Origin of the sequence: Brevundimonas intermedia, from assembly GCF_004614235.1 — a bacterium.
Taxonomy (GTDB): domain Bacteria; phylum Pseudomonadota; class Alphaproteobacteria; order Caulobacterales; family Caulobacteraceae; genus Brevundimonas; species Brevundimonas intermedia_A.
Window position 1 is genome coordinate 746,497 of record NZ_SPVH01000002.1, and the last position, 11,808, is coordinate 758,304.

13 protein-coding genes are annotated in these 11,808 nt (G+C 69.2%); 3 read left to right on the top strand and 10 right to left on the bottom strand.

Going from position 1 to position 11,808, the window contains the following annotated elements:
• Positions 1 to 32 precede the first annotated feature (32 nt).
• The 5 genes from EGY25_RS05515 to EGY25_RS05535 all read right to left on the bottom strand — a co-directional run bounded on the left by EGY25_RS05515 (position 33) and on the right by EGY25_RS05535 (position 4,559).
• The gene (locus EGY25_RS05515; RefSeq protein ID WP_135194028.1) at positions 33 to 1,886 is read right to left on the bottom strand and encodes a M20/M25/M40 family metallo-hydrolase; all 1,854 of its coding nucleotides are present in this window, start codon (positions 1,884 to 1,886) and stop codon (positions 33 to 35) included.
• A 74-nt stretch (positions 1,887 to 1,960) separates the two neighbouring features.
• Positions 1,961 to 2,914 (bottom strand): right-handed parallel beta-helix repeat-containing protein, encoded by a 954-nt coding sequence (locus EGY25_RS05520; RefSeq protein WP_135194029.1) that lies wholly within the window; start codon positions 2,912 to 2,914, stop codon positions 1,961 to 1,963.
• Position 2,915: 1 nt separating this feature from the next.
• Complete coding sequence (locus tag EGY25_RS05525; protein WP_135194030.1) at positions 2,916 to 3,713, bottom strand: phosphatase PAP2 family protein; 798 nt, start codon at positions 3,711 to 3,713, stop codon at positions 2,916 to 2,918.
• Positions 3,710 to 4,213 (bottom strand): hypothetical protein, encoded by a 504-nt coding sequence (locus EGY25_RS05530; RefSeq protein ID WP_135194031.1) that lies wholly within the window; start codon positions 4,211 to 4,213, stop codon positions 3,710 to 3,712. Before EGY25_RS05530 ends, EGY25_RS05525 begins: the two co-directional genes overlap by 4 nt.
• 76 nt (positions 4,214 to 4,289) lie before the next feature.
• Entirely contained in the window at positions 4,290 to 4,559 is a 270-nt protein-coding gene (locus tag EGY25_RS05535) for a ribonuclease (protein WP_135194032.1), read from the bottom strand.
• Between the two features lie 105 nt (positions 4,560 to 4,664).
• Between EGY25_RS05535 and EGY25_RS05540 the strand changes: the two genes are divergently transcribed.
• Entirely contained in the window at positions 4,665 to 5,669 is a 1,005-nt protein-coding gene (locus EGY25_RS05540) for an LLM class flavin-dependent oxidoreductase (protein WP_135194033.1), read from the top strand.
• Here the strand turns inward: EGY25_RS05540 and EGY25_RS05545 are convergent.
• The gene (locus EGY25_RS05545) at positions 5,666 to 6,637 is read right to left on the bottom strand and encodes an alpha/beta fold hydrolase (RefSeq protein ID WP_135194034.1); all 972 of its coding nucleotides are present in this window, start codon (positions 6,635 to 6,637) and stop codon (positions 5,666 to 5,668) included. The two genes, EGY25_RS05540 and EGY25_RS05545, sit on opposite strands and share 4 nt — an antisense overlap.
• A gap of 49 nt (positions 6,638 to 6,686) precedes the next feature.
• Between EGY25_RS05545 and EGY25_RS05550 the strand changes: the two genes are divergently transcribed.
• Positions 6,687 to 7,523 carry an aldo/keto reductase gene (locus EGY25_RS05550; RefSeq protein ID WP_135194035.1) on the top strand — a complete coding sequence of 279 codons (837 nt, stop codon included), beginning with the start codon at positions 6,687 to 6,689 and terminating at the stop codon, positions 7,521 to 7,523.
• A gap of 125 nt (positions 7,524 to 7,648) precedes the next feature.
• Here the strand turns inward: EGY25_RS05550 and EGY25_RS05555 are convergent, their stop codons facing one another.
• Together EGY25_RS05555 and EGY25_RS05560 are read right to left on the bottom strand one after the other, a co-directional pair.
• On the bottom strand, positions 7,649 to 8,053 hold the full coding sequence (locus EGY25_RS05555; RefSeq protein WP_432417368.1) for an HIT domain-containing protein: 405 nt from the start codon (positions 8,051 to 8,053) through the stop codon (positions 7,649 to 7,651).
• A complete protein-coding gene (locus tag EGY25_RS05560; protein ID WP_135194037.1) occupies positions 8,053 to 8,958 on the bottom strand; it encodes an SIMPL domain-containing protein in 906 nt (301 codons plus the stop codon). The genes EGY25_RS05555 and EGY25_RS05560 overlap by 1 nt, the downstream gene beginning before the upstream one ends.
• Before the next feature lie 139 nt (positions 8,959 to 9,097).
• Here EGY25_RS05560 and mdh point away from each other — a divergent pair, with 139 nt between their 5' ends.
• Positions 9,098 to 10,060, top strand: coding sequence for a malate dehydrogenase (mdh, locus tag EGY25_RS05565; RefSeq protein WP_135194038.1), 963 nt, complete (start codon positions 9,098 to 9,100; stop codon positions 10,058 to 10,060).
• 107 nt (positions 10,061 to 10,167) lie between these two features.
• Here the strand turns inward: mdh and EGY25_RS05570 are convergent, their stop codons facing one another.
• Both EGY25_RS05570 and zapE read right to left on the bottom strand, forming a co-directional pair.
• Positions 10,168 to 10,668 carry a YbjN domain-containing protein gene (locus EGY25_RS05570; protein ID WP_135194039.1) on the bottom strand — a complete coding sequence of 167 codons (501 nt, stop codon included), beginning with the start codon at positions 10,666 to 10,668 and terminating at the stop codon, positions 10,168 to 10,170.
• Between the two features lie 35 nt (positions 10,669 to 10,703).
• The gene (gene zapE / locus EGY25_RS05575) at positions 10,704 to 11,795 is read right to left on the bottom strand and encodes a cell division protein ZapE (RefSeq protein ID WP_135194040.1); all 1,092 of its coding nucleotides are present in this window, start codon (positions 11,793 to 11,795) and stop codon (positions 10,704 to 10,706) included.
• Positions 11,796 to 11,808: the final 13 nt, after the last annotated feature.

The window sequence follows — 11,808 nt, forward strand, 5'->3', positions numbered from 1 at the left end:
ATGACCCCTACGACCCGGAAATCACGGCGGCGTCAGGAGATGAAACGGGCCGCCAGAGCCACGGCGCAGCCCAACAGCAGGCTGGCGGAGGCGAGCCCGCCGATCACCCGCGCCTCGCCTGCCGATGTCGGCGCCAGCGGCCGGGCCGTCAGCACCACCAACACGGCGATCAGACCCAGCGCGCCGGGCAGGTCCGTGCCGACGCCTAGAAATACGCCGTGCCCCTGGACCAGCAGCCATCCGCCCACGGCCACGGTTGCGACCGCCGTCGGGATCAAGGCGCGCCAGGATGTCAGCCGGGCCCCGATCACGGCCGCAATCGCTGCGGCGAGCGCCGCGATCAGGCCGGGCCAGAGGAAGAGGAAGGCCGCCTCGGGCGCCGCGACCTGGACCAACCCGCCCAGCATCAGCACCAGCACGATCAAGCCCAGCCAGCCGCCCCAGGTCGTCCGGTCCTCGTCCGAAGGCCACAGGCTCAGACCCACAGCGACCACCGCCGCCCCGACGACCAGCAGGCTGAACCCGCCGAGAGCCGTCGCGAGCACCGCCGCTGCGGCGACCACCCCGACTATGGCCTTTCGGCCGATCCGCTCCCGTCCCCCCGCCGCCACCAGAACCAGGGCGAGCATCGCCAGCGCCACACCGACCTCCAGCATCGGCAGGCGGCGCAGCAGGGTGTAATAGGTGTCAGCCGAATCGATCCGGCCGCCGACCGGTCCGGCCAGCACCCGCACGGCCTGGCCGACGACCACGGCGCTGGCCAGCAGCCACAGCCCATCCGTCGCGCCCCGCACCACCGACATCGCCCTCAGCCCCGTCGCATGATGCGCGCCCCAGGCGGCGAAGGCGGTCGCAAGCCCGGCGACGATCAGAAGGACCCAGCCGACCGCCGGCGGGTGACGCACGACGGACAGGCCGAACACATCGGCATAGACCGCATTCTGCGTCGCCTGGGGCAGGGTCGGCGCGCGCAGGAAGGCGTCGGCGGTCTCCAGCGCCTGCGACCCGATATGCTGCAGACTGCCCTGGTCCAGCGCATCCGGCGTCGAGGACGGCGAATGGTACTGGGCCGGCCGGCCGATGAAGGCCAGGTTGATCCCCGCCAGTTCGCGCCCTGCCGCCACGGTGAAATCCGTGCCGTTGGGCATCAGCCGATAGATGAAGATCGCCAGGGCGTTGCTGGACGGACCGCCGATCGCCTTGCGCGTCGCCTGGGCGTAGCGGGCGATGGTCTCGGCGTTGCCGAGGCCGGTCTCGAACATCATGGCGCGCCCGCCGCCGCCGCGCGCCTCCAGATTGATCACCGTCCCGATGCGGTCGCGCAACGGATGTTCGCTGAAGAAGGCCCGCGCCCCGTCCAGGTTCAACTCCTCGGCATCGGTCAGCAGGACGATCAGCGTCCTGTCCGCCCCGCCCCGCGCCCTGATCGCCCGCACCGCCTCCAGGATCGCCGCGACGCCGCTCGCATCGTCGGCGGCGCCCGGCGAGTTCGGCACGCTGTCGTAATGGGCCATCAGGACGACGGCGGGCAGGCCGGCATCTCGTCCCGGCAGAACCCCGACGACATTGACCGCTCTCAACGCGCCGGCGTCGCCGCCATCCTTCTCGATCCGCGCCACAGCGGCCGGCGACAGGGCGCCGGATTGCAGGCTGGGCTGCAGCCCCAAGTCGGTCAGCCGCTGGACCAGATAGGCCTGGACCTGCTGATGTTCGGCCGATCCGACGGGATGGGGCGCGCGGGCGATGCGGCGCACATCGGCCATGGCCCGCTCGGCGGAAAAGCCGACGGCGGGCGTCGAGGCCGGCAGGGGCGCCGGCGTCTGGCTGGCGAAAACGGCCAACCCCAGGGCGGCGGCCAGGGACGCGAGAAACAGGACCAGCCGCATACTCAAATCCCCCGATCGATCAGGCGCTCAGTCAGCCTTGAACGACCGCTTTGCGCAAGTGCGGCCCAAAGGCCTCACCGCCGGACGATATTGCGCGCCGTCACATTGCCCGTGGCGCCATCGCTGTCGTTCGCGCTGGAGCCGAACGGCCAGCCCCGGTCGTCGCCGCAATAGCGCCGTCCGCCGTCGCGCGAGCCGATCACCACCGCGCGCGGACGCAGCCAACCGGCGCCGGTGAAGACATTGTCCGTGATCTGATTATAGGACGGCGTCTGGTGCCGGATCACCCCGTCCTCGCCGCAGTTTCGGTACAGGAACACCCCGCCCTTGCCGCCCAGGGCCAGCCGGTTGCCGACGATTCGGTTGGCGCCCGAGCCGTCCACGGCGATCTGCTCGCGTCCGGTGCGGATGTCGAAATCGTTATCCTGGATCAAGGCGCCCGCGCTCTCGGCGTCCAGATAGACGGCGGTCGAGGTCGAACGGCCGGAAAAGGTCGAACGCGTCACCGTCGTGCGCGTCACGCCCGGCCCGACATAGAGGGGGATGGTCCCCGCCCCCTCGAACCGCACGCGGTCCAGGGTGACCCGGATCGGCGCCGCAGACTGGGCCGCCTGCGTATGATCGGCGGTGCGCGACGAGGCCAGCAGGTCGCGCATCGACCCGCCCGCCCCCATGCCCCAGATCCGCACATTGCCGACGACGGTGCAGTTGCGCACCGTGACATCGACCGGCCGCGACCATCCCTCTCCGTCTCGCCTGGACCAGACGGCGACAGTCGGGGTAGAGGTCGTCGCCTGGCCCGGCGCGCGAACAGCGCCCCCGCCGCAGTCCAGCGACGCGCCCGACGCCTCGGCGCCCTCGATCAGGACGCGGCGGCGAACGTCGACGCCCGACAGTTCGGCGCGGCATCTGAGCCGATACGGCTGATCCGACGGCGTGGTCAGGTCGCGGATTTCCTGCGCCGTGCAGGGCCGGTCGGCGGACGGCGCCTGGGACGCCAGGGCGGCCAAAGCGAGCCACAGCGCCATGTCAGGGCAGAACGGTCGCCAGGGCCGCGCGTTCGGCCGCGCAGCCGGGGTTGGTCAGGCCGCTGCGACGCGCGGCCTGCAGTTCCGCTCGCGCCGTCGCGGCATCCGCTTGGAAGGCGGGCGTCTGCACGGCCTCGGCCGCGACGGCGCGGCCGATTTCTTCGCCCACAGCCACATCGGTTGGATAATGCATGGCGCAGATCAGGCGGCTGACGCCGATCTGATGGCCGATCCGCCGCACGGCCTCGGCCCGCTCCGGCTGCAGCGCGGCGAAGGCCTCGCCATAGGCCATGCCGACGGCGGCGCTGCCCGACGGATAGGAGGCGCCTTGTCGGGCGGCGGCGTTCACGACCTGACAGGGGCGCCGTCGGGGATCGTCGCCGACCGGTCGAGGCCGCGCCTGTCGCGCCTTGACCCGTTCCGCCACGCTGTTCGCGTCATGAAACAGCCGCGCCATCAGTCGATCCAGCGTCGGCGTCTCGGCCGACCCCAGCCGCACGCCCAGGGCGCAGTCGAAATGCTGCAGGGCCAGGGGCGGACGCAGTTCCGCATGGGAGGTCGCTAGCAGCCACCGATCACTGTCTTCCAGCGCGACATAGCGCGCGGAGGCTGCCTTGTCCGCCAGGTCCTGGATCGACCCGACCGCAGGCGGAGGCGGGACCGCCTCGGCCAGCCGCGCGATCGCGCCCTCGGCCAGAAACCCCTCGCTCGGCGTCGTCACGACCGGTTTCGGGACGCCGGCGCAACCGACGACCAGCAGGATCGCCGTCGCCGCGCCCAGGGCGGCGACCGGCCTCACTGCCCGGCGCTCCAGCCCAGCTGGACCGAGGTCGCGCCTGCATCCGTGGGCGCCGCCACGACCTGGAGCGACGGCCCGTTCGCCTGGTCGCCGGCTGCGCCATAGGCCCGCGCCTCGCCCTGGTTCATGCCAGTGACGGACCGCAGCCCAGCCGCCTCCGCCCGCTCGCGATAGAAGGCCACGACCTGATCAGGCGAAGCGTCGGTGGTGAAGGTGATCAGACCGCCGGCGCCTGCTTCGCCGCCGGCCAGCAGCGGCTGGCCCTCGACCTGAGCGCCCGGATAAAGCGCCGCGAAAGACGGCGCGCCATCGACCGCAGGCGCGCCCGCGACGGCCGCGTCGTCGGACGGCGCGATAGGGTCAGGCGTCGGTGTTTCTGCGACCACCGCAGGCGCAGCCGCATCGGGCGCCTGTTTCGCATCGGCCGGCTTGGCCGTGCGGTCGCATCCGGCGATACAGAACAGAACCACGGCGGCGGCTGCCGCCCTACGAAGCGTCATCAAGAGATCGTCCCTGACCGAATTTGGTCGAAGCGCCACCGTGGCGCATGCGTGCGGCGGCAGCAAGGCGCCGCCGTCAGTCGCCGCGCTCGGCCGCATCGGCGGACTCACGTCCCTCTTCCGCCAGGGCGTCGTTGATCTCGCGTGAATCAGGATCGTCGTCCGATCCCGAGGCCGATCCGCCCCGCAGCGATCCTGCCCGCGTATCCGATCCCGAATCGCTGCCGTCCAGGGCGTCGATCAGCGTGTCCGCCTTGTGACCCAGATCCGGCTTTTCGCCCATGTCGGCGGCCTCTCTTGCGTCGTCGCAATCCACTTCGGGCTTGTTGGGATCGATGTCCGTCATGGCGCAGGTCTCCGTAATGAGGATTTGAGTCTTAAAGCGCCCGACCCGGTTGCGGTTCCGCCCCCGCGCCCTTGAACCTCGGCGGACAGCCCCGATCTAGGCGTCATGATCCCGTTCTCAGTTCTCGACCTGTCCCCCATCGTCGAAGGCGGCGACGCCCGCCGTGGCCTGGACGAAACCCTGGCCCTGGCCCAGGCCGCCGACCGTCTGGGTTACGAGCGCTTCTGGCTGGCCGAGCACCACAATATGCCCGGCATCGCCAGCGCCGCGACCTCCATCGTCATCGGCCATGTGGCGGCGGGGACGCAGCGTATTCGCGTCGGCTCCGGCGGCGTCATGCTGCCCAATCACGCGCCCCTGGTGGTCGCCGAACAGTTCGGCACGCTGGAGACCCTGTTTCCCGGTCGGATCGATGTCGGCCTGGGCCGCGCGCCCGGCACGGACGGCGCCACCGCCCGTGCGCTCCGTCGCTATTTCGAAGGCGCCGACCAGTTCCCGCGCGACGTGGTCGAGCTGATCCAGTGGTTCGAACCGGCGTCCGAGAACCAGCCCGTCCGCGCCGTGCCCGGCGCCGGCCTGCGTGTCCCGATCTGGCTCCTAGGCTCCAGCCTCTTCAGCGCGCAGCTGGCCGGTCAACTCGGCCTGCCCTACGCCTTCGCCAGCCATTTCGCCCCCGAACTGCTGCTTGAGGCCCTGGCCCTTTATCGCCGCAGCTTCACCCCCTCGGACCGCCTGGCCAAGCCCCACGCCATGGCCGCGATCAACGTCTTCGCCGCCGACACCGACGCCGAGGGCGTGCGCCTGTCCACCTCGATGCAACAGAGCTTCGCCCGCCTCTCGACCGGCAAGCCCGGCAAGCTGCCCCCGCCCGTCGATGACATCGCCTCGGTCCTGACGCCGCAACAGATCGAAGGCGCCAAGGGCCGCCTGCTCTATTCCGCCATCGGCGGGCCCGAGACGGTCAAGCGCCAGCTCTCTGACTTCATCGCCCTGACCGGCGTGGACGAGCTGATGGTCACCGGCATGATGTTCGACAACGCCGCCCGCATCCACAGCCTGAAAATCGTCGCCGAGGCGCGCGAGCAGATCGCGATGGCGGACGCGGCCTAAAGCCCGGCCAAAAACTCCAGCAGCAGCGCGTTCACCTCTGCGGACCGCTCCTGCTGGATCCAGTGTCCCGCCTCCGGCACGACCACCGACTGCCTCAGCCCCGGCGCCCAATCCTTCAGCCCCGCCTCATGCCCGCCGGCGTAGTGGCGCACGGGATCGTCCTCACCGACGACGAACAGGGCGGGCGGGGTGATCTTCTGGTCCTGCACGAAGGCCGTCAGCGACCAGTTCAGGTCCATCGCGCGGTACCAGTTCAGCGGCGCGTCGAACCCGCCCGCCGAAAACGCCTGCACATACTCATCGAAATGCGCCTCACTCATCCACGGCGGCAGGGTCGCTGCGTCGTCGATGGTGTCGAGCAGATCCACGCCTTGCGGCATGAAGCCGGTGGAACGCCGATCCACCGGGGTCGCCCCGTCATAGGCGTAGAACAGCTTCCTCAACGCCGTCGCCGGATCGGCGTCCATCGCCACATGGGCGTCCGGCGCCTGGAACCGGCTGATGTAGAGATCGCCAAGCCCGGCCCGTTTCGAGATCGCGGCCATGGCGGCGGTGGGCGGCCCTTTAAGCCGGCGCGGCTGGAACGGGACCGACAGGCCCGCCACCGCGGTGAAGACATCGGGCCTCAACAGGGCGCAATGCCAGGCCACCGGCGCGCCCCAGTCGTGACCCACGACGACGCAGGACGGCTTGCCCAGTGCGCGCACCAGATCGACCATGTCCCCGACCAGATGCAGGATGGAATAGGCGTCCACCCCCGCCGGCTTCTCGGTCCCGCCATAACCCCTCATGTCCGGGGCTGCGACGTGGTATCCTGCCTGGGACAAGGCCTCGACCTGGGCTCGCCAGCTGACCCCCAGTTCGGGAAAGCCGTGGATCAGCAGGACCAGCGGCGCGTTGGGGTCTTCGAACCCGGCGTCCAGAACCTGTTGGACCAGGCCGTCGGTCTTGATAAGCCGCGTTCGCATTCCACCCTCTTTCGCGGTCTTCGCCGCTTCTAGTTTCGTCAGGACGGACATGACCCGCCTCGTCACCTTTGCGGACGGTACGACCGTTCCCGCCCTCGGCCAAGGCACCTGGGAGCTGGGCGACGACCCGGCCTGGCGCGACGAGGAGCAGCAGGCCCTGGCCCGCGGCATCGACCTGGGGATGACCCTGATCGACACGGCCGAACTGTATGGCGACGGCCGCTCCGAACGGCTGGTCGGCGAGGTCGTCGCCGACCGCCGCGACGAGGTCTTCCTGGTCTCCAAGGTCCGGCCCGAGAACGCCTCGGAGATGAAGATGATGCTGGCCTGCGAGAAGTCGCTGGAACGGCTCGGCGTCGAGCGGCTCGATCTCTACCTGCTGCATTGGGAAGGCAACGTCCCGCTGGAAGAGACCGTCGAGGCCTTCCGCGATCTGGTCGACGAGGGGATGATCGCCCGGTGGGGCGTGTCCAACCTGGACCTGCGGGCCATGGAACAGCTGATGGAGATCGAGGGGGGCGAGGACTGCGCCGCCAACCAGCTGCTCTACAATCTGGCCTCGCGCGGGGTGGAGTTCGACCTCCTGCCGTGGATGCAGGCGCGCGACATGCCGATGATGGCCTATTCGCCTCTGGGACGCGGCGAACTGCTGGAACAGCCCCTGATCCGCGACATCGCCAATCGCCATTCGGCCAGCCCGGCCCAGGTCGCCCTGGCCGCCGTCCTGCGCCACGACGGCGTCATCGCCATCCCGAAGGCCCGCTCCGTCGAACATGTCGAGGCCAATGCCGACGCCCTGGAGATCCAGTTCGATCTGGAGGATCTGGAACGCCTGGACGAGGCCTTCCGGGCGCCGAACCATGCGGTGCCGCTGGATATTATCTGAGGGTCATGGGGCGACCCACCTTTTAAACCCGTCATCCTCGCCCTCGTGGCGAGGATCCAGACTCCCGGTGCGTCCGCAGAGTGCGTCATCGTCGAAACCGGGAGTCTGGATCCTAGGCACAAGGCCTAGGATGACGAACTCAGGATGGACAGCAGCCGCCCCCGTTCTTCATCCGTATACGGAACAACCGGCCCTCGCCCCCACACCGGATCGGGCCACAGGCCGTCGTCTCGCCTACGCCCGACCACATGGACATGCAGTTGCGCCGTCACATTGCCGATGGCGCCGACGTTCAGCTTCTCCACCAAGCCCAGCCGCCGAACCAGCGCCCCGGCCCGCACCGTCTCCTCGATCAGCATCGCCCGCTGCTCGACGCTCAAATCCTCCAGCTCCACCGCCCCCTTGACGCGCGGGATCAGGATCAGCCAGGGAAACCGTGCATCGTCTTGCAGCCGCACATGGCACAGCGGCCACTCGGTGGCGGCGACCGACCCGGCCTCGAAGGCCGGCGCGACCTCAAACTTCATAATCAGTTCAGCCCGTAGATGACGCAGGCGCTGTCGGTCAGGGTCTGCAACGGCGGCTGCAGCGCCAGCCGCGCCGCCTCTATGTCCGCCTCGCTGGGACCTGCCCCGCCGGCCATCGGCGCAGGGGGGGCGGGAGGCGGCGCAAAGGCCGCCTCGGCGCTCACCCGCGATCCCGTCACCACGATGTCGTCCACCGTCGTCGCCTGTCCGCCGGCGGCGTAGGATGGCCAGCCGGCCAGAACGTCCGTCTGGCAGACGCGGCCCGACGGATCGATGATCTTGACCCGCCCCAGGGTCGCGCCGGCGTTCGCCGCCGCCGCCTCGGCCCGACGCCGCGCATCCTTCATCGCCTCGGCCTGCAGATTGGCCTTCCAGCTGTTTTCCGGCTCCAGGTTGAAGTTCACCTGACCGATGGACGTGGGGCGCGAGGCCACGATGGTCGCGTAAACCCGCTCGATCAGGCGCACGTCGCGCACCGTGACGCTGACCGAGGCGTCGGCCTGATAGCGGGCCACGCGGTCGGCGCGGGTGTTGTCGCGCATCACCCCGTTCTCGTCGCGGTACTGGTCATAGAGCGGCCGGGTGGTGACGCTGGTCTCGACCCTCACCTTGTCCGCCCCATAGGCCGACAGCGATTGGCTCAGCGCCCGCACCTGATCGGCTGCGGCGCGCGAGGCCTCCGTTACGCTGCGGTCCACCGACTGGAAGCTGGCGGAGACGAAGGCGCGGTTGGCCTGGATCTCGACCCGCACCTGGCCGACCGAGGCGATCACCGGATCGCGCATCCACCAGGGGGCGGGAATATAGCGGTCGCCGATGGTGGCGGGCGGGGTCTGGGCCATTGCCGGCGCAGAAGCGAAGACGGGCGCGGCGCCCAGCAGCAGGGCGAGAGCGAGAGAAGGGCGCATCGAAATCCTCCGGTTGGGACCAGACCTTCGCAGCCCCGACCAAGGCCGTAAAGCGAGGTTCTTGCGACAGTCGCGAGAGGGGTCTAGACCGCCCGCACGATTAATCCCCATTTCGCACACGCAATAAACGGAGACATCCATGGCTCGCGCGAAGATCGCCCTTATCGGCGCCGGCATGATCGGCGGAACCCTGGCCCACGTGGCCGCGCGCGAAGCCCTGGGCGACGTGATCCTGTTCGACATCGCCGAAGGCACCCCCCAGGGCAAGGCGCTGGACATCGCCGAGGCCACCGCCGTCTTCGGTTCGGACGTGGCCCTGAAGGGCGCGAACGACTACGCCGACATCGCGGGCGCAGACGTCTGCATCGTCACCGCCGGCGTGCCGCGCAAGCCGGGCATGAGCCGCGACGACCTGATCGGCATCAACCTGAAGGTCATGAAGGCCGTCGGCGAGGGCATCAAGGCCCACGCCCCGAACGCCTTCGTCATCTGCATCACCAACCCGCTCGATGCCATGGTCTGGGCCCTGCAGAAGTTCTCAGGTCTGCCCAAGGAGAAGGTCGTCGGCATGGCCGGCGTGCTGGACTCGGCGCGCTTCGCCTATTTCCTGGCTGAAAAGACCGGCGTCTCGGTTCAGGACATCCACGCCTGGACCCTGGGCGGTCACGGTGACGACATGGTGCCGATGGTGCGCCACTCGACCGTCGGCGGCCTGCCCCTCCCCGACGCCGTCGCCGCCGGCCTGCTGTCGCAAGCCGATCTGGACGCCATCGTCGACCGCACCCGCAAGGGCGGCGGCGAGATCGTGGCCCTGCTGAAGACCGGCTCGGCCTTCTACGCCCCGGCTGAAAGCGCCATCGCCATGGCCAAGTCCTACCTGCTGGACCAGAAGCGCGTCCTGCCCTGCGCCGTCTGGCTGTCGGGCGAATACGGCCTGTCGGACCTCTACGTCGGCGTCCCGGCCCTGATCGGCGCGAACGGCGTCGAGAAGGTGATCGAGTTCACCACCAACGACGAAGAAAAGGCGATGTTCGAAAAGTCCGTCGCCTCGGTCCAGGGCCTGCTGCAGGCCTGCAAGGACATTGATTCCTCGCTGGCTTAACGCCAGCGAAGGGCGCTATCGCGCGGCTCGCGGAGCCGCGCTGCTTGAGCGCTTTGATTTCGAAGGAAAGGGCTGCGGAGCGATCCGCAGCCCTTTTTCTTTTCCGCTCAGGTGGGCGCCACATACCCCATCTCGCCCGCGAACTTGGGCAGCAGTTGCAGCCAGACCGCCAGCGGGTCCGCCAGTTGCGTCACGCCTCCGCCCGACAGCACGACCACATCGTACTGCACCGTCGCCGTTGGGGTTTCCGCAGCGGTATGGAAGGCCTTCAGATAGCGGTTGTCGCGGTTCCAGGCGTTGACCTTGTCCAGCGTCGCGCCAGCGCCCGGCACCACGGCGCTAAACTGAACCTCGCCGCAGACGCCCGCCTCGCAGCCGTAGAAGAACACCGCCCAGGTCAGGCCCGCATTGGTCACGGTGAAGAAGGTCAGGCCGTTCTGCGTCTGCACCGACCCGACCCGACCGCCCAGCCCGGTGATCCAGACCCCGACCTCGGCTGGCGTCAGGCCGCGACTGGCCGTCGCCGGCGCTGTTTGGGCCAAGGCTCCTCCCGCCGTCAGCGGCGACAGGGTCAGAACAAGGGCGGCGGCGAGGGCGAGGCGGCGCATGGAAATTCTCCGAAGGTCAGCCGTCACCCTAGCCGTCAGTCGCGCACGTGCGCCAGCCAGTCCTTGCTCTGCATCTCGTTGAAGCGCGACACCGTCCGTTCGAATTCGAACGCCCCCACCCCCTCGGTATAGAGGCCCTCGGGCTTGGCCGCCGCCAGCACGATCAGCTTTGTCTTGGCCTCGTACAGCGCGTCCACCAGCGTCACCAGACGCCGCGCCTCGTGGTGATTGGCCGAGCTCAGGATCGGCACGTCTTCCAGGAACAGGGTATGGAACCGCTGGGCGATCGCCAGATAGTCCTGCGGGCCTAGCGGCTTGCCGCACAGTTCCGCGAACGTCGCGCGCGCCATTGAGCCGACGGTACGCTCCACCACCACATCACGGCCCAGCACGGTCAGGTGCGCCGGCTCTTCCGGCTCGCCGCCCTTCAGTTCGCGCCACAGATCCTCGAACCCAGCGCGGTCGTCCGGCGTGTGCCAGACCTGGGCCGAGGTCATCCGGTCCAGCCGCCAGTCGCGCGCCCCGGCCATCTCCACCACCGCGCAACGCTCGCGGATGATGTCGATGAAGGGGACGAACAGCTGGCGATTGATGCCGTTCTTGTACAGGTCCTCGGGCGCCCGGTTCGAGGTGATGGCCAGCACCACCTTGTCCTCGAACAGGGCCTCGAACAGCCGGCCCAGGATCATGGCGTCGGCGATGTCCGTCACCTGAAGCTCGTCGAAACACAGCAGCCGAGCTTCCGACGCGATCAGTCGGGCGATCGGCGGAATGGGGTCGTCGCCCTTATGCGTGCCGAACACGGCCTTCCTCGTCTTCGCATCCCCCTCGCGCCACTGTTTCACCAGGTCGTGGATGCGGGCCATGAAGGCGTGGAAGTGGGCGCGGGTCTTTCGCGGCTCGGGCGTCGCCGAATAGAACAGGTCCATCAGCATGGACTTGCCCCGTCCCGGCGGCCCGTAGAGGTAGAGGCCCCGCACCTCCGGCGCCTTGCCGAACAGGCCGCGCTTGGCCAGATCGACCTCCAGCCGCTCCAGCGCCGCGATCACCGCGCCTTGCGCCGGATCGGGCGTCAGCACGCCCTCTTCCACGCGGATATCGTAGGCGTTGCGGATGCGGGAGGTCATGCGGCCCTGCTTA

What these genes read in the sequence shown, in the direction of transcription:
- EGY25_RS05515 (WP_135194028.1), bottom strand. Translation starts at nt 1,886, where the DNA reads ATGCGGCTGGTCCTGTTTCTCGCGTCCCTGGCCGCCGCCCTGGGGTTG.
- EGY25_RS05520 (WP_135194029.1), bottom strand. Translation starts at nt 2,914, where the DNA reads ATGGCGCTGTGGCTCGCTTTGGCCGCCCTGGCGTCCCAGGCGCCGTCC.
- EGY25_RS05530 (WP_135194031.1), bottom strand. Translation starts at nt 4,213, where the DNA reads ATGACGCTTCGTAGGGCGGCAGCCGCCGCCGTGGTTCTGTTCTGTATC.
- EGY25_RS05535 (WP_135194032.1), bottom strand. Translation starts at nt 4,559, where the DNA reads ATGACGGACATCGATCCCAACAAGCCCGAAGTGGATTGCGACGACGCA.
- EGY25_RS05540 (WP_135194033.1), top strand. Translation starts at nt 4,665, where the DNA reads ATGATCCCGTTCTCAGTTCTCGACCTGTCCCCCATCGTCGAAGGCGGC.
- EGY25_RS05545 (WP_135194034.1), bottom strand. Translation starts at nt 6,637, where the DNA reads ATGCGAACGCGGCTTATCAAGACCGACGGCCTGGTCCAACAGGTTCTG.
- EGY25_RS05550 (WP_135194035.1), top strand. Translation starts at nt 6,687, where the DNA reads ATGACCCGCCTCGTCACCTTTGCGGACGGTACGACCGTTCCCGCCCTC.
- EGY25_RS05560 (WP_135194037.1), bottom strand. Translation starts at nt 8,958, where the DNA reads ATGCGCCCTTCTCTCGCTCTCGCCCTGCTGCTGGGCGCCGCGCCCGTC.
- mdh (WP_135194038.1), top strand. Translation starts at nt 9,098, where the DNA reads ATGGCTCGCGCGAAGATCGCCCTTATCGGCGCCGGCATGATCGGCGGA.
- EGY25_RS05570 (WP_135194039.1), bottom strand. Translation starts at nt 10,668, where the DNA reads ATGCGCCGCCTCGCCCTCGCCGCCGCCCTTGTTCTGACCCTGTCGCCG.
- zapE (WP_135194040.1), bottom strand. Translation starts at nt 11,795, where the DNA reads ATGACCTCCCGCATCCGCAACGCCTACGATATCCGCGTGGAAGAGGGC.